General features: G+C 59.9%; 16 protein-coding genes. 8 read left to right on the top strand and 8 right to left on the bottom strand.

Going from position 1 to position 16,535, the window contains the following annotated elements; all coding sequences use genetic code 11:
• The first annotated feature begins 202 nt into the window (after nt 1–202).
• The gene (locus tag AWB83_RS28680) at nt 203–430 is read left to right on the top strand and encodes a hypervirulence associated TUDOR domain-containing protein (protein ID WP_087049008.1); all 228 of its coding nucleotides are present in this window, start codon (nt 203–205) and stop codon (nt 428–430) included.
• Nucleotides 427–972 (top strand): DUF488 domain-containing protein, encoded by a 546-nt coding sequence (locus AWB83_RS28675; protein WP_087049007.1) that lies wholly within the window; start codon nt 427–429, stop codon nt 970–972. Before AWB83_RS28680 ends, AWB83_RS28675 begins: the two co-directional genes overlap by 4 nt.
• Nucleotides 973–1,047: 75 nt before the next feature.
• On the opposite strand, the gene AWB83_RS28670 is transcribed toward AWB83_RS28675, so the two are convergent.
• Nucleotides 1,048–1,443: a host attachment protein gene (locus tag AWB83_RS28670; RefSeq protein WP_087049006.1), complete on the bottom strand. Its 396-nt coding sequence runs from the start codon at nt 1,441–1,443 to the stop codon at nt 1,048–1,050.
• A gap of 461 nt (nt 1,444–1,904) precedes the next feature.
• On the opposite strand from AWB83_RS28670, the gene AWB83_RS28665 reads away from it, so the two are divergent.
• The 3 genes from AWB83_RS28665 (at nt 1,905) to AWB83_RS28655 (ending at nt 5,568) form a co-directional block, all read left to right on the top strand.
• Nucleotides 1,905–2,309, top strand: coding sequence for an Hsp20/alpha crystallin family protein (locus AWB83_RS28665; RefSeq protein WP_087049005.1), 405 nt, complete (start codon nt 1,905–1,907; stop codon nt 2,307–2,309).
• A 34-nt stretch (nt 2,310–2,343) separates the two neighbouring features.
• The gene (lon, locus tag AWB83_RS28660; protein ID WP_087049004.1) at nt 2,344–4,749 is read left to right on the top strand and encodes an endopeptidase La; all 2,406 of its coding nucleotides are present in this window, start codon (nt 2,344–2,346) and stop codon (nt 4,747–4,749) included.
• 231 nt (nt 4,750–4,980) lie between these two features.
• Nucleotides 4,981–5,568: a hypothetical protein gene (locus AWB83_RS28655; protein WP_087049003.1), complete on the top strand. Its 588-nt coding sequence runs from the start codon at nt 4,981–4,983 to the stop codon at nt 5,566–5,568.
• A 141-nt stretch (nt 5,569–5,709) separates the two neighbouring features.
• On the opposite strand, the gene AWB83_RS28650 is transcribed toward AWB83_RS28655, so the two are convergent.
• Together AWB83_RS28650 and AWB83_RS28640 are read right to left on the bottom strand one after the other, a co-directional pair.
• Nucleotides 5,710–6,339: a MarC family protein gene (locus tag AWB83_RS28650; protein WP_087049002.1), complete on the bottom strand. Its 630-nt coding sequence runs from the start codon at nt 6,337–6,339 to the stop codon at nt 5,710–5,712.
• 443 nt (nt 6,340–6,782) lie between these two features.
• Nucleotides 6,783–7,262, bottom strand: coding sequence for a DUF1269 domain-containing protein (locus tag AWB83_RS28640; protein WP_087049000.1), 480 nt, complete (start codon nt 7,260–7,262; stop codon nt 6,783–6,785).
• A 427-nt stretch (nt 7,263–7,689) separates the two neighbouring features.
• On the opposite strand from AWB83_RS28640, the gene AWB83_RS28635 reads away from it, so the two are divergent.
• Entirely contained in the window at nt 7,690–8,634 is a 945-nt protein-coding gene (locus AWB83_RS28635) for a LysR family transcriptional regulator (RefSeq protein WP_087048999.1), read from the top strand.
• A gap of 225 nt (nt 8,635–8,859) precedes the next feature.
• Nucleotides 8,860–9,291, top strand: coding sequence for a TOBE domain-containing protein (locus AWB83_RS28630; protein WP_087049047.1), 432 nt, complete (start codon nt 8,860–8,862; stop codon nt 9,289–9,291).
• A 71-nt stretch (nt 9,292–9,362) separates the two neighbouring features.
• On the opposite strand, the gene AWB83_RS28625 is transcribed toward AWB83_RS28630, so the two are convergent.
• The 3 genes from AWB83_RS28625 to AWB83_RS28615 all read right to left on the bottom strand — a co-directional run bounded on the left by AWB83_RS28625 (nt 9,363) and on the right by AWB83_RS28615 (nt 13,077).
• A complete protein-coding gene (locus AWB83_RS28625; RefSeq protein ID WP_087048998.1) occupies nt 9,363–10,019 on the bottom strand; it encodes a DUF1345 domain-containing protein in 657 nt (218 codons plus the stop codon).
• Nucleotides 10,020–10,582: 563 nt separating this feature from the next.
• Nucleotides 10,583–11,683 (bottom strand): adenosine deaminase, encoded by a 1,101-nt coding sequence (add, locus tag AWB83_RS28620; protein ID WP_087048997.1) that lies wholly within the window; start codon nt 11,681–11,683, stop codon nt 10,583–10,585.
• A gap of 47 nt (nt 11,684–11,730) precedes the next feature.
• The gene (locus tag AWB83_RS28615) at nt 11,731–13,077 is read right to left on the bottom strand and encodes an NCS2 family permease (protein WP_087048996.1); all 1,347 of its coding nucleotides are present in this window, start codon (nt 13,075–13,077) and stop codon (nt 11,731–11,733) included.
• 93 nt (nt 13,078–13,170) lie between these two features.
• Between AWB83_RS28615 and AWB83_RS28610 the strand changes: the two genes are divergently transcribed.
• Nucleotides 13,171–14,085 (top strand): LysR substrate-binding domain-containing protein, encoded by a 915-nt coding sequence (locus AWB83_RS28610; RefSeq protein WP_087049046.1) that lies wholly within the window; start codon nt 13,171–13,173, stop codon nt 14,083–14,085.
• Nucleotides 14,086–14,095: 10 nt separating this feature from the next.
• Here AWB83_RS28610 and AWB83_RS28605 read toward each other — a convergent pair whose 3' ends face one another.
• Together AWB83_RS28605 and AWB83_RS28600 are read right to left on the bottom strand one after the other, a co-directional pair.
• Nucleotides 14,096–15,151 carry a nucleoside hydrolase gene (locus tag AWB83_RS28605; RefSeq protein WP_087048995.1) on the bottom strand — a complete coding sequence of 352 codons (1,056 nt, stop codon included), beginning with the start codon at nt 15,149–15,151 and terminating at the stop codon, nt 14,096–14,098.
• Nucleotides 15,152–15,153: 2 nt separating this feature from the next.
• Nucleotides 15,154–16,266 (bottom strand): porin, encoded by a 1,113-nt coding sequence (locus AWB83_RS28600; RefSeq protein WP_087048994.1) that lies wholly within the window; start codon nt 16,264–16,266, stop codon nt 15,154–15,156.
• Nucleotides 16,267–16,535 lie beyond the last annotated feature (269 nt).

Genomic DNA, 16,535 nt, shown 5'->3' with positions numbered 1-16,535 from the left:
CACAACAGTTTTTGATAGATTGATCTCAGTTTATATCAGCTTTGTTACGATCGTAACATAGGGAAAGTTCGGAGGCGCCGGCGGGCCGTTCCGCAACAAAAACTTGAGAAGGCGTAGGCGAAAGTTCCAAACTGGAGAAACCGGTGAACGACAGGTCCGGGCGCATGCCGCGCGATTGACAGCAGATCAGGAGATTCGCGAAATGACGACGACGTTCAGAATCGGCGACCGGGTCAGATGGAATTCCGAGGCGGGCTACGTGACTGGCACGATCATCGTCATCCATACGCAGGACTTCGAGTACAAGGGGTACCGGCATCGCGCGTCGCCGGAAAATCCCCAATACGAGATACAGAGCGACAAGACCGATCATGTTGCGGCGCATCGGGGTAGCGCACTCGAACTCATTTCCCGCGAAGGCGACGCGTGACGCTTCCGTTCTACACGATCGGTCATTCTGATCGCACGCTCGTCGACTTCATCGGGATGATCACCGACGCCGAGATTCATATGCTCGCAGACGTCAGGAAGATGCCGCGGTCCAGAACCAATCCGCAGTTCAACGAGCCGACGCTTCCGGACGAACTGGCGGAATTCGATATCGGATACGAGCACATGGCGGCGCTCGGCGGCCTCCGCGGCAAGACGCCGGGCGTGCCCGAGGACGTCAATGACCTCTGGATGAACAAGAGCTTTCATCGCTACGCGGATTACGCGCTGACGCCGGAGTTTCGCGAGGGCCTCGATCATCTGATCACGGAGGGTCGTACGAGGCGTTGCGTCGTCATGTGTTCAGAGGCCGTGTGGTGGCGTTGCCACCGGCGCATCATCGCCGACTATCTGATCGCGCGGGGCGAAACGGTCTTCCACATCATGGGGATGAAACATCTGCAGCCCGCGAGCCTGACCGCGGGCGCAGTGATTCAGTCGAACGGCACTATCGTCTATCCGGGTGTCGACCAGGACGCTTGACCGGTCATGACAGGAATCGTTCGCCGAGTACGCACGCTCGACGCCCGTCAGTGGGTGCTCATCAGCGGCGGCAAGTCAGCGTTGTTGCAAGTGCTCCCGTATCTCTTTTGTACTCAGCGCCGAATAATCCTTACTAAGCTTCTCGAACACAAGTTCTCGGGTTTCCGCGCTCAGGTAGGAAAGCATCATGCCAAGGAATTTGGATTCCGCAACCAGTCTCAGTCGACCGAAGCGTTGATGTAGACGTCCCTGTTCCAGGTACTCGGCCACTTGGCACGCAAACTTGTCTCGTTCTTTTTCCTTTCGTTCGCTTTCAGAAAATGCGGCTGCCTGCTTTTCGGTCAGTGTCGTGGCGCTATGTGCGACATTGACAAAGTCGTCAACTTCCTCCAAGTCGAGTGTGAGCCCTGGAGCCTGGAACACTCGCGCCCGACCTTCGTCGGCCACCACAATCCAAGTCATGTCGTTCATGATGGTTCTCCGGTGCAAAGCCTTCTAAACGGAAACGCTCGCAAAAGCCGGCACGCTGATTTTAGTGGCCATCTTCACGCCCGCATTGTCGAGATGTCAAGCTGATTGGCACGCCAACGGCGCGTTGATCCATGCCTCACCTGTGCCGTTCGATACGCACTGGATGCTCATCTCGATGCATGACACCAGCAGCGTGTATGGCGTCGTTATATATCGGCCCCGACCGATTTTTATTATCGGAGCCGTTAAGTCGAATTCCTAACCTTGGATTTCGGCTCGCGTTCAGGCCGTGCCATCCGCTCAATGCCTCTCTCCATTGCGCCTGCTGACCCCGGGTTCAGCCTCGAATTGAATTCATACGATTTTTTTCGGAGGACTTGGTTTCTTGACAGTCGCGCGCTGTCCGCCCTTTAATGAGTCAAGGGTTTTTGCGTCGAAGGGCCACTCACCGGAATTCGCTCATGACAATCACGCATCACGCCAGAATGTGGGAGGCGGCCGTTGACGCGCTGGAGCGTGCAGCCCGGCTGCATCGTCAATTCTTTCGACTGGCTGGACAGCGAGCACAGGAGCCAGTATGGGAGCCACCCATCGAGTTCTTCGAAGACCATGGCAGATTGTCCATCGTCGTCGCGTTGCCTGGCGTCAAGCCGGATCTGATTCATGTAAGCCTCGAAAACGATACCTTGATCGTTACTGCTGAAAGAAGACGCTCCAACCCGTTGTCCAAAGGTACGGTGCATTGCTTCGAGATACCGTACGGTCGATTTGAGCGACAAGTTCGGCTTCCTGCGGGACGCTATCGCCTGGTTCGGCGCGACTCCGAGCACGGGTGTCTGTTGTTGGATATCGAGACGCTGGACTGAAACCATCCGGCGAAGGTGCTTTCGAGGAGCAAAGATGACCACGGACAGCAGCAAGCGCCTGGAAACGGAGACGCAGGGGAGCGAGACGCCTTCCCCATCGCCATTGCCCAAAGATAGCCTGATCCTGCTGCCGGTGCGTAACACAGTGCTCTTCCCTGGCATGGTCCTACCGCTCAGGGCCGACACCGCTCAGGTGAAAGAGGACGTGCAGGAGGCCGTCAAGCGCCAGTTGCCCTTGGGCATCGTCCTCCAGCGCGACCCTCAAGTCACGGATCCGCCTTTCGACGGATTACATACGGTGGGGACCGTGGCCAATGTGCTGCGCTATCTTACGAACTCCCAGGATGGCAGCCATCACCTCGTCTGCCAGGGGGTGGGTCGTTTTCGGCTCATTGCTCCGGTCGACGGTCTGGATTTTCGCGCAGCCCATGTAGAGTTCATTTCCGACTCGACGCAAACCGATGCCGCAATCGACGCACGCGTTCTTGTCCTGCGGCAACGCGCCGGAGAAATGATTGCGTTATTGCCGAATGCGGGCGCCGACCTGGTCAAGGCACTCGACGCGATCGAATCTCCGGGGCTCCTGGCGGACACGGTGGCTGGGCTGCTCGATATTCCGCCAGAGCACAAGCAGGACATCCTTGAAACACTCGACATCTGCAAGCGTCTCGACAAGGTCCTGGACGCCATTGCCGGACGAATCGAGGTCCTTCGTCTATCACTCGAGATTGGTGAACAGACACGCGGTAGGCTCGACGAGCGACAGCGTGAAGTGATGCTGCGTGAGCAGCTCAAGACAATCCAGAATGAGCTTGGAGAAAACGTCGAAAGACAGGAGGAGCTCAAGCAGCTGGCGGAAGCCGTTACTGTCGCCCATATGCCGCCGGACGTCGAAAAGCATGCTCGCAAGGAGCTGGCCCGGCTCGAACGCGCACCGGAAGGGTCCTCTGAATATGCCATCGGCATGAGCTATCTTGAACTCTTGACCGAGCTGCCATGGACTCTTCCGCCGGAGGCGCCCATTGACATCGCGCGCGCTCGGGGCGTGTTGGAAGAAGCGCACTTCGGCCTGGAAAAGGTGAAGAGACGCATCCTGGAGTATCTGGGTGTGAGGAAGCTCAATCCAGCAGGAAATGCCCCGATTCTCTGTTTTTTGGGGCCTCCTGGTGTCGGAAAGACCTCGTTGGGCCAGAGCATCGCCCGGGCTCTGGAGCGACCATTCGTCCGTGTGAGCCTCGGCGGCCTGCATGACGAGTCGGAGATTCGCGGCCACCGGCGCACCTATATCGGAGCAATGCCGGGGAACATCATCCAGGCAATCCGGAAAGCCGGAGCACGCAATTGCGTGATGCTGCTGGACGAACTGGACAAGCTGGGGCATGGAGTACACGGCGATCCGTCGGCAGCGATGCTCGAAGTCCTGGACCCGGAGCAGAATCGTTCCTTTCGCGACAATTACCTGGGTGTTCCCTTCGACCTTTCCGCTGTCGTCTTCATTGCTACCGCAAATCAGGCAGAGGGTATAGCCGGTCCTTTGAGAGACCGCATGGAGATGCTTGATCTGCCGGGGTACACGGAAGCCGAGAAGTTTCAGATCGCGCGCCGTTTTCTCGTTCCTCGACAGTTGAAGGCGTGTGGACTCACCGAGGCTCAGTGTGAACTCAGCGACGATGCGATTCGCTCGATCATTCGCGACTATACGCGCGAGGCCGGTGTTCGCAGCCTGGAACGTCAGATTGGCGCGGTGTTTCGATATGTTGCGTTGCGCGTTGCAGAAGACCAGACGACGCGCGAACGAATCGAGCCCGACAACCTGCCGTTGATCCTGGGACACCGACGATTCGAAAATGAGGTGGCGATGCGCACCAGCTTGCCGGGCGTGGTGACCGGGCTGGCATGGACTCCTGTCGGCGGCGACTTGCTCTTCATTGAAGCAAGCAGTTCACCCGGCAACGGAAGATTGGTACTCACGGGCCAGTTGGGCGATGTGATGAAGGAAAGCGCCCAGGCCGCACTGACGCTTGTCAAATCCCGCTGCGACTCGCTTCATATCGACAGTTCCGCATTCGAAAAACGCGACGTTCATATCCACGTGCCTGCCGGCGCGGTACCCAAAGACGGACCCAGCGCCGGTGTCGCGATGTTCGTCGCAATCGCTTCGCTGTTTATGGGAAAACCAGTGCGGAGCGATTGCGCCGTGACCGGCGAAATCAGTCTTCGCGGCGTAGTTCTGCCTGTGGGTGGCATCAAGGAGAAGGTTCTGGCAGCTTTGCGCGGCGGCATCCGCACCGTGCTCCTTCCCTCGCGCAATGCAGTCGATCTCGAGGATATTCCGGTGGATGCTCGAGATCAGATGCGCTTCGTCCTGCTGAAAACGGTTGATGACGCCCTACGCGAAATTATCGACAACAATCCGGCAGTGGTGAATAACGCTGCCTGACGGACTCTGCCCAAGGCAGGTTCGTTGTGAAGATCTCGACTCGTCTTTCGAGAACCGACCCAAGGCCCATACGCATCCATGTTGCGACGATGACGCTCAGGAACCGAGTCAAATTCATTCCAGATGTCGTCGCCTGTCAACATGGAACGCACGGAAAGCGGGTCAACTTTGTCAGATTAGCTTCTGTCCAAACTGGTTACTCAATGTCCTGACTGATGATGGAGAACATCCATGAGCGACAACAACGTGGTATTGCTGGTGTGGGACGAACCGAGCAAGGCGTATCAGGCGTATAGCGAGTTGAAATCAGAAGGTTCCATCGTCGCTCTGGCCGTAATCAGGCGAAACGATGACGGAACATTCAGCATACGGGATGGGCAGGACAAGCAACTGGGGCTTGGATCGATAGGCGGCGTCGCACTTGGCACGCTTATAGGTGTTTTGGGCGGCCCCCTGGGGATGCTTCTCGGTTTCATCGGCGGTTGGTTGGTCGGCTCCGGGTGGGATATTGGCCGCAGCGCAGACGTCGAGGGCGCCGTTACAAACTTCAGCCACTTTATTCCCACCGGAAAGACGGGGCTCATTGTCGAAGCAACTGAAGCAACGCCTGATCTCCTCAACGGCTATGCTGAACGAACCGCCGCAGTTCTATGGCGCGAGCCCGTGGATAAGGTAATGGATGAGTTGTCCGCGTCCTATGACGCTGCGGCGGCTGCCGCGAAAGAAGCAAACCGTGTGCTTACCGAGCAGAAGAAGGAAGAACATCGCGCACGACTGCACGAAATTCTCGGAAAAATTAAGGCGAAGCTCGGAATCTAAACGCGATGGGCCTGTGCCCCATGTTCAATTGACCCACGTCTCGGTGCAAGACGCAGCGCTTGCACCCAGCGGCTTTCACGTCGCCTGAATGCTCACGGTTCGGAACGACGCTCATATTCGACGCATTGCCGTTTGCTGGCTCTACTTGAAGAACACGCGCAGGCTGTCCACCATCATCTCCATCGCGATCGCGGCGAGTATCATCCCCATCAGTCTTTGCGTAATGGCGATGCTTTTTTGCGATAAATATTTCGCCAAATATGGAGCTGAGAACAAGGCCAGCGCAAGGACGAACAGGAACGTACCCAGTCCAACTACCAGGCTGGCAACCCTTTGTTCCGTCGCTGCCGCATGTCCGAACACTATCAAAGTCGAAATTGTTCCCGGTCCAACAAGTAGCGGGATGGTTAATGGATAGATGGCGACGTCCGAAGCCTCGTTTGTCTGACTCATCTCCCTTTGACTGGGATGATGCTGGGCGCTTGGGGTTCCGTGCAACATATTGAGGGAAATCAGCAACACTAAAAGTCCACCGGATAGCCGGAACCCGTCTATCGTGACGCCAAAGACGCGCAGTATCGCCCCACCGATACTTGCTGAAAGAGCGCATCCCACTGCTACTCCAATCATGGCGACGAGCGCAACGTGTCGTTTTTCTTTTGCGCTCGCGCCGTCGGTGAGCGAAAGGAACACGGGGACGTTCGCAATGGGATTCATAATGGCGAACAGTGCCGCGAATACTTTCATTGCGAATGCGAAGTCAAATGTCATCGACTCTGTCCCATGTTGGGGTCGCAAAAGACGGGAGCCTCACACGCGTCGCCGGGAGCATTTTGACCGTAACTCGGCAAAGACGCTCTATAACTCCTCGACGCCCGGTCCGGAATCTTATGTATTTAAACGTCTCAGCGCACAAACACGAGTCACTCGTCAATATTATCAACATAATGGTCGACTGCGACCTTGCATTCGTCAATTATGACTTGCAGGAATTCCGACTCGTTTGCCTCGACCCAACGTTCCAGGTATAAAAACCGTTGGGTTCCAAGATCCGCCATGCGTTGGGCATCCGATGTCGTTACTTCGACAGTAACGATTCCGTGATTGTTATTTGAGAGATTGATACTTGCGGAAAATTGAAACTTCCGATATCCAAAACTTTGAGTTGACATTTGTCCGACCTCGGAAAATTGATGTTTAAAGATTCACGATTTTCAATCAACTCCACTGCCACGAGGCTCAGGAAAGAGATCACGTCGGAATGCGTCAGCCCCATTATCCTGGATTATCTTGTCTACCGGATAGGGTGTCGTCTCTTTTGCCTCGAGAATCAACGCGAGCTTTCCACGCGCTAACATCTCTTCAATGGAATGAATAAATCTTCTCTCGAGTAACGCCGCCAATGCGTGTTCGGCCCCCTCGGCCGCTGCGCCAACTACCAGGCCGACGGCAGCGCCCACCGGCCCCCCAAGCGCGCCTACCAAAGCACAGCTTGCCACGCCGATGAATGCGCCTCGCAAAGACTCTGTCTCCTTCCTCAATACGTCAATCCTTCCAGTAGATTCTCTCTGTATTAAAACCGCGCTATCGATAGTAAATCCATCACCCGCTTTTTCGAGGGAGTCCAACTCTCGAAACGCTTTCTCCGCATGGTCTAAAGCCTCGAAAAATATGACAATAAGCTTTCGCGGCATCGTAATCTCCTTCGCGTCGCGCGCGGACCTTCGCCAGAATTAGCACATCGTGTAACGCCTCGGTCAGTGGACATCAAGTTCCGATAGTACGCGCAAAGCACGGACCGTTCGAAGTGACCTCAGAATCCCCGGATCGACGTGTTCCGATATTAGACATCGGAAGCCTCCAATCAGAAGGAAATCCGGACGGATCGCAACTGTACTCTACGTACTTTCGGGGGTTTGTGCCCTAAGCTCAGGCCCTCGTGGTTCTACCCTTACGCTGAGAGATCGGCTCAAGCGCAGGTCGTTGCCGACAGCCAAACACAGGGGTAGCAATCATGGAACTTGGATCAGTTGAGGGAAGCGGTCTGCATACATCGCCCTGCCGTAATCGCCCGATGAATTTGGATGGCCCTCCATTTCGAACGATGGGAGGGCCGTTCAGGTGAACCTCATCGAAAGTATGCGTATCTATGTCCGAGTTGTCGAACGCGCCAGCATATCGGACGCTGCCCGTGACCTTGGGATCGGGCAGCCCACCGTAAGCGAGCGGATTGAGAGACTGGAAAAGTTTGTCGGCTGTCGCCTTCTTCTGCGAAGCGCGAGAGCCTTCAAATGCACTCCAGAAGGACAGACCTTCTATGAACGGAGTAAAACCATTCTGCTGGCCGCATCAGAAGCGATATCCGAGATATCCGGGGACCGGCAGTTGACAAATGGCACAACACGCATTGCTGCTCCGCATTGCTTTGGCGAGATCGTGCTGCCGCACCTGATTCAGTACCTTCGCACCAATTTTCCGCCAATCGGCATGAGCTTGACTTTGAACGACAAGGTGGTCGATCTCGTGACGGAGGGCGTAGATATCTCGTTCCGAATCGGTAACCTCGGTGAAGGCGCATTCATTGCCTATCCTCTTGGCAAGGTCAAACGATGTCTCGTCGCTTCACGCGCCTACCTGGACGGGCATAGGCCTATAGCTGCGCCATCTGACCTGACGGCGCATTCGTTTATTGGCGTCAATGGCGCATTTGCCACCGATCAAATCACGCTGATTGGCGAGGCCGGCATCGTTGAAAGCGTGCCCGTTCGAAGTGAGGTCACCACGAGTCACTGGCGACCCGCCTACGAGATGATTAGGATGGGGATGGGCATAGGGGTGCTTGAGGAGTATGCCTGTGCGGAAGCTCTTGCAACAGGACAGTTCGCTGAATTGCTGGCCGACTTTCGGATTCCCGCGCTGGACCTAAACCTCCTTACTCAAGCACAGCGCCCTATTCCGCAACGAGTGAGGACGATCGTGTCGATCCTGAGGAACGCCGTGCCCAACTTTCTCAGCGGAAACTCGCAAAGCCGAGAGACCACTGGATGCGAGCCCAACGGTCAATAGGGCGGCACCCGATACAGAGTATCGACCGAGGCGTGAAACAGTCACAGCTTCCCGGAGAGCCTTGCAAAGTCAGGCGCCGCCGTGCTGACAAAGATTCCTCAGGCCGCGAATTTTCCTTCCTGTTGCGGATGATCTCGTCCGTTGCTTGCGTATCGAGACGCCGGTACTAAACTTGACGTGCTTGTCCGGCGCTACCTTTCCCCGCTATTGTCGCCAGAGGTCCTTATGAGAACCAGCGCGCGTAATCATTTCGTCGGTCATATCGCTGAGATCAATCACGGCGCGGCAGGCGATGAGGTTGTCTTGCGCACGCCAGGCGGCATCGACATACACGCGCTGCTGACGAGCGGCACGGCCCGTTCGCTCGGATTGTCAAGAAACTCTGAAGCGTTCGCTCTTGTTCGAGCCACGTCTGTGATCGTTCTGGTCGATTTCGATAACAGCAAAGTCTCTGCACGAAACTGTGTCGTCGGGAAAGTCGCTTTCGTGGAGAGAGGGCCGTCGAATGCGGAGGTTTGTGTCGCCGCACCCGGCGGCGCGCAGGTGGTGTCTTTCATAACGAACGATGGTGTTGACCGACTTGGACTGTCGCCGGGCAAGCCGGCTACGGCAGTCTTCAAGGCAACGAGCGTAATCATTGGCGTTGAATCACCTTGACCTTGCCAAAGGATCCAGGAGTTCATGCTATCCGCGACCTGCGAGCACTTCGCTCCAGGTATTGGCTCCCTTCAACTGCCAACCATGCTCGCCGCGATGTTCACGCATAGACCGAGCACCGTAACGTTGAAATAGAATGCCAGGATCGATTGAGCCAGAACCGTGCGCCTCGCACTGCGTCCTCGCAGTCCGATGTCGGCCGTTTGCGACGCGAGGGCAATGGTGAATGAGAAGTAAAGCAGATCCAGGTAATCCGGTTCCAAATTTGCGTCAGGGAAATCCAATGCAGGGGAATCCGGATCGGAGGCGTAATAGATCCGCGCGTAATGCTGTGTAAAGATGGTGGGTATCAGGAACCAGGCGCCAAAGAGGGTGAGTCCTGTTAATCCGGACCGCATTATCTTGGACTCGAGCGCAAGACCCTTGGTGGACCCGAGCTCCAGAACAATCGCCACGATGCTGGCGACGGTCGCCACGCACACCACTGTCAGGACCGTCACAGCGTTTTCGTCATTGATCGTCGCTCGCAGTCGAACGTCCTCAGGGGTCGAAGTCAGCATTTGCAGCCATATGGTCGCGAGAAACGTCCATACCCCCGTATCCCAACCGATGAGTGTGCGGGTTACCGCTCCCAGAGACGGGGGCGAAGATAGCGCGAGCACGAATCCGAGCGAAAACGCGGCGGTCATGTGAGGGCGATTTCGAAGGACCTGGGGATAAAGGTTCATGAGCGTAGAATCAAGTGTGAATTCCTCAGCATGGTCCGAGCCAGCCAACTCGAGCGCCCTCGCAAGCTTATCGGGACTGGAAGTCACGCGCCCCGGCTAACCTCCTCGCGACGTCAAGTCCCGCAGAATTCGCCAATATGTTTTTTTGGAACGCTGTGCTTACGAAGTTTTGCGACGCGCTGCGTGGCTCTGCTACTTCCCAGTTGATCGCGACTGATCGAGTCGCCCGTGCCGCGATCGCAACTTTGCCTGAACACAGTTGAAGCCATGAGCCATCGCAAACGATCCATCCGTCGGGTCGGCGATCGATCTCGTTTCGGACCCGAACGACGTCGGCCAATATCTCACCGGCTTTCCCGAAGTCAAGGTACGAATCGATTATGCGACAGATGCCGCAATGACGCCGCGCTAATCTGACGTTAGGGACCGTCACGCGCCGCCAAGTCAAACGATACTTGATATCGGGTTTTACGTGACATGTTGGCGATACCATTGCCAGGGTCATCGTCGAACGAAGTGGCGGTTGCAAAAGCGTTAGCCGGAACTTCGAGCGCGGCGCGTGCTTACGCCGTTGCAAGCGTATTCGCCAGCCGGTCGAATTCGGTTGCCGACCTTGCACGCCACTCGGCTTTCGTCGCGTCGTCAACCCACGCGCCGTCGATGCCGTTCAGCATGAACCGTCGCAAATCGGCGAGCGAGAAGCCGAAGTGGCTGAACATCAGTTCCCACGCCTCACTTGGATTCACGTTGTGCAAGGTCGGGTCGTCGGTATTCGGATGAACGCGAAGCCCGAGCCCCGGCATCTTGCGCAATGGATGCAACTCCGCCCACTGCTCGGGCGGCAGCGTGCGCAGATAGTACGAATTCGTCGGCACGACCGTAAACACGATGCCTCGCTCCGCGTACCGCGCGCAAAGCTCGGGGTTGTCGACGATCGTGTAGCCATGATCGACGCGATCGACCTTCAGCACCTCCACCGCCGTCTCGACATTGCGCCACGGCATGCCGAACTCGCCCGCATGCGCGGTCGTCCGGAAACCGGCCTCGCGCGCATTCCGATAAGCCTTCCAGAACAGCTCCGGCGGACGATCGTTCTCGCGATAGTCGATGCCGATTCCCGCGACCTCGTCGGCGCGATTCGCCTTCATCCACTCGATGATCGCGACGGCCTCGTCCGGGTCCTGCTCGCGGTCGATGCTCGGAATCAGCTTCGCGCTGATGCCGAAGTCGCGCGCCGCGTCGCGAATCGCCGCGACGATCGCCGCCTGCGCGTCGGCATATGCGATTCCCGAAACGCGCACCGTGCCCGTCGGATTCCAGAAGAACTCACTATGGCGGATGTTGTGCGCGGCCGCGTCCTCGAGATATTCATAAGCGATCCGATGCAGATCGTCCGGCCGCGTCAGCAGATATTTGTCGAGCGAGCGCAGCACGTGCAGCACGCCGACCGGCTTCTCGCCGCGCGTGTAGAAGGCGTCGATCTCCGCGCGCCCGATCGGCGCGCCCGTGCGCTCGGCAAGGTCGATGAACGTCTGGTGCCGCACCGCGCCCAGCAGATGGCAGTGCAGCTCGACCTTCGGGAGCGCGTGGAAAAAGGCCCGGTGGGCCGCGGTGATGTCGATGCCCGTGCGCGCAGCCGGGACGTTGCCAGGGGAACTCTTCATTTTCAGTCTCGTTCGAATTTTGCAGTTACATGCGCAAAGCCGGTCTCTCAGTGCGGCTTCACGACGGTCCAGAAGTAGTAGCCGAGCGGCATCGCGAGCACGACGAGCCCCCAGGGCACTTCGCGCCAGCGGCCCGCGAGCAGCTTCACGAGCACGTAGCAAAGCAGCCCGCCCGCGATACCCGTGCCAAAGCTGTTCGACATCAACGTGAGCAGCACCATCGTCATCACGGGCAGCGCGTCGGTGAAGTCCTCGAAACGCGTCTGGCGGATCGTCGCGAACATCGACAGGCCGATCAGAATCAGCGCGGGCGCCGTTGCTTCCTTCGGAATCGCGAGCGCGACCGGCACGAACAGCAGCATCGCCGCGAACAGCGCGGCCGCCGCTAGCGAGGACAGGCCGCTGCGCCCGCCCGCCTCCGCGCCCGCCGCCGATTCGACGAGCGCCGTCAGCGCGGGAATGCCGAGCACGGGGCCGAGCGTCGCCGCGATCGAGTCGACGAGGAACGGTCGATTGATGTTCGGCAGATTGCCCTTCTCGTCGAGCAGGTTCGCCTTCGCGCCGACCGCGAGCGCGGTGCCGAGCGTCGAGAAGAATTCCGCCGCGAAGAACGCGAACAGATACGGCGCGGCCGCCACGCTCAGCGCGCCGCCGATGTCGAGCTTGAACGCGACCGGCGCGATGCTGTGCGGCAGCGCCACGAACGATGCGGGCAGATGCGTGACGCCGAGCGGCACGCCGGCTCCGGCGGCGGCGAGGATCGCGATCAGGATCGCGCCCGGCACCTTGCGGGCCTGCAGCACGACGGCGACCGCGAGGCCGATCAGCGTGACGAGCGCGCCCGGCCGCGAGAAGTCGCCGAGCGCGAGCGCGTTGGTCTTCGCGTTCGCGACGACCATTCCCGCATTGCGCAGCCCGAGCATCGTGACGAACAGGCCAATCGACGCGCCGAGCCCGAGCTTGATCTGAACCGGAATCAGCTGCATGACGACGCTGCGCGCGCCGAGCAGGGTCAGCACGAGGAACAGCATGCCCGACACGCACGCGATGCCGAGGCCCGTCTGCCAGCCGATGTGCTCGGTCGTCGCGAGCGTGACGCCGACGATCACCGAGCCGCCGATTCCGGGCCCGACGAGGAACGGCAGGTTCGCATAAAGCCCCATCAGCACGGTGCCGAGCACGAACACGACGATCGTCGCGGTGGTCGCGGCGCCGCGCTCCATGCCGCCCGTCGACAGGAGCGACGGAATCACGACGAGCAGATACGCGGCCGCAAGAAACGACGTGATGCCCGCGATCGTCTCGGTGCGCACGCTGGTGCCGCGCGCGTCGAGCGCGAAGCGGCGTTCGAGCCATCCGGACTGGCGTGCCACGGTGGCCTCTGTCATTGACATTGCTGTTCTCCACTCTTGAGAGATAAAAATTGTCCTTTCTGGCGCGTCGGACACAGGTCTTATACTGCCGCGTACCGCATACCGACCACACCGATTCATGTCGTCCAACGCTCGTCGCTGCTGCCCGCGCTCACGCTGCGGCAAGTCCAGCATTTCGTCGTCCTCGCGCATACGCGCAGCTTCACGCAGGCCGCGCTGTCGCTGTCGCTGACGCAGCCCGCGCTCACCGCATCGATCCGGCAAATCGAGTTCCTGCTCGGCGGCCGGCTCTTCGCGCGCACCGCGCACCGGATCACGCTGACGCCGGCCGGCGAGGCCGTGCTGCCGCTCGCCGAGCGCCTGCTGAATCAGGCGCGCGGCACGTTCGACGACATGACGAACCTCATCGCCGAGCGCACGCAGACGGTGCGCATCTCGTTCATTCCATCCGTCGCGGGGCGCCTGCTCCCCGTGCTGAACGCGCTGCGTGAAGCCCAGCCGTCGCTGCGCTTCACGCTGACCGACTCGCCGAACAGCGCGCTCGTCGAGGCGGTGCGCGACGGCGTCGCGGATCTCGGCATCGGCGTGCGCGAGCCCGGCGACGACGACGGTGCGCTGCACTACGCGCAGCTGTTCGAAGACGAGATCGTCGCCGTCCTGCGCCGCGACGATCCGCTCGCGCGCGCGAAGTCGGTGCCGTGGTCGAAGCTCGTCGGGCGCGATCTCGCGGCGTTCATGCGCGGCAGCGTCAGCGACTCGCTGCATCGCACGGGCGGCGCCCAGAAACTGCGCCTCGCCGTCACGTACCGCATGGAATACACGGAGCCGCTCTACGCGCTCGCGCGCAACGGCCTCGCGATCGCCGTGCTGCCAAGCCTCTACACGATGCACCTGCATGATCCCGAGCTCGTCGCGCTGCGTCTCGACAAGCCGCGCGTCACGCGCGCGATTTCGCTGATCTCGCTCGCCGCCGCCGATCGCGGCCCGCACGTGCGCGCATGCCGCGAGTGGATCGCGCAGCACATCTGAGCCGCCGCGATCACGGCAGCTTCGATACGCTGTCGAGCAACGCCGCGTAGAAACGATCCGCGTCGACTTCGTTGATCCAGGTCGCGTTCGGTGCGCGGCCGCTGCGGCCGTTCCAGTCGACGACGGTCTCGCCGAGCGTCCACTGCCCGGTCGTCTCGACGACGACGTTGACCTTGCGCCCGTCGTACATCGACGGATCGACGAGATAGCCGACCGCAGTCGGATCGTACATCGGCGCGTCCTCGGTGCCGCGGCGCTTCTTGTTGTACGCGAGCTCGGCCGCCATGATGTCGGCGACGATCGCGCCGCACCGGTTGCCGGGCGCACGGAACGGCGCGACGCGCGCCGGCGTGATCGGCGCCTTCACGGCGACGTCGCGCGGCAGCACGACGATCGGCACGCCGCTCGCGAACACGACGTCGGCGGCCTGCGGATCGACATGTATATTGAACTCCGCGGCCGGCGTGATGTTGCCGCGCTCGAAGAACGCGCCGCCCATCAGCACGATCTCGCGCAGCGCGGCACGGATCTGCGGCGCCTCGATCAGCGCGCTCGCGACGTTCGTGAGCGGTCCGAGCGCGCACAGCGTCACGCTGCCCGGCGCCGCGTGCGCAAGCGTATCGACGAGATACTGAACGGCGTGCTGCGGCGCGAGCGGCGCTCGCGGCTCGTGCAGCTCGACGCCTTCGAGGCCCGTCTTGCCGTGCACGTTCGCGGCCGTGATGAGCTCGCGCGCGAGCGGCCTGGGGCACCCTGCATAGACGGGCAGCGTCTTCGTGCCGGCCGCCCAGTCGCGGATGATGCGCGCGTTGCGCTCGGTCAGATCGAGCGGCACGTTGCCCGCGACAGCGGTCAGCGCGCGCACGTCGAGACGGTCTTTGGCGCCGAGCGCGAACAGGATCGCGATTGCGTCGTCCTGGCCCGGATCGGCGTCGATGATCACCGTGCGGCGCGCTGTGCCGGCATTCGCGGCCGACGCGAACGAAGTCGGCAGCAGCGTGCCCGCCGCAAGCGCGCCCGAGCGCTTCATGAACGCGCGACGGTCGAGGAAGCGATGTGTCGTCATGATCAGAACACGTGACGCATGCCGAGCGTCATGATGAGTTGATGTTTGTTCGTCGAGCGGTTGTACGCGAAGATCTGCGCGTGCTCCGCATCGCCGGCCGCCTGCTGGCCGATCACGGTCAGCGCGACGTCGGTGCGCTTCGACAGGAAGTAGTCCGCCTGCAGGTTGACCTGATGCCACTTCGGACGCGTATCGATCACGTCGTACTTGCCCTGCGTATAGCCGTATGCGGCGCCGAGGAACAGCGCCGGCGTCATCGTGTAGACGATGTTCACGCCGAAGTTCTGCAGGTGCAGATGCGAGTTGTCGAGATAGTCGTAGTGAACGTCCGTGAAGAGCGCGGCGAACTGCGCGCGGCCGATCGTGTAGAAGCCGCCCGTTCCCGCGATGCGCTGACGGCTCGCGAATACCGATGGCGACGTCGCGCTCTTGCTGAAGATCAGCAGCGGCGACGCGTAGTCGTTCGCGATGGCCCCATCCGGGTTCGTGCTGCTGTACGGATGGTTGTATTGCGCATAGACGCCGCTCCAGCGCAGCGGACCGTGTTCGTAGCCGATGCCGAAGCTGTATGCGCTGTTGTTGGCGAAGCCCGTGGCGTTGCTGAAGCCGTATTGCGAGGTCAGCTTCAGGCCGCGATAGTCGGGGCTCACGTACTTCACCGAATTCTGCACGCGGATGTCGTTGTAGCCGTTGTCGTTGTCGCCGATGTTCACCCCGTTGCTCGCGATGATCACGGGGCCGATGTAGTCGTGGATCGCATCATACTGGCGACCGAACGTGAGCGTGCCGTAGCTGCGGTCGGACAGGCCCACGTATGCCTGGCGCCCGAACTCCCGGCCGTTCTGCGCGGCGGCGCCGGTCATCACGTTGAAGCCGTTCTCGAGCTGGAAGATCGCCGACAGGCCTTGCCCGAGATCCTCCTTGCCCTTCAAACCCCAGCGCGGGTTCTGGTTCGTGCCGGACAGCGCCTGCCAGGCGTTCTTGCCGCCCTGATTCGTCGCGAAGCCGACGCCGGCGGAAATGAGGCCGTACAGCGTCACGCTGCTTTGTGCGTGGGTGTGCGTCGCGAATGCGCCAAGCAGCGCCAGCGGGCCGAGCTTGAGGAGAGTTTTCATGCGGGTCGTGTGGTCGGGAGAGGTCGTTTTGCGCTATTGCGATGGGTCATGCGAGTGGTCGGCCACGACTATACGAATCCGGCGCTGATAATAAAAGTTTGCTTTTCTTATAAACCGATAAGTCAAATTTATTCTCGTCCGACCGGCGGTGAGCCGCGTTTCGCGTCCCGTCCTCGAAGCCCCAAAGAAATTGGTTCTTCGCAGAATTCCGTGGATGGCGACCGGCGATTTTGTAATCTAACGTCTGGAAACGGGACGTTGGAGGCCGA

The sequence above is a fragment of the Caballeronia ptereochthonis genome, from assembly GCF_001545075.1.
Taxonomy (GTDB): domain Bacteria; phylum Pseudomonadota; class Gammaproteobacteria; order Burkholderiales; family Burkholderiaceae; genus Caballeronia; species Caballeronia ptereochthonis.
Note: the sequence above shows the minus strand (reverse complement) of the source record. Positions and strands in the feature narration are given on the sequence as shown.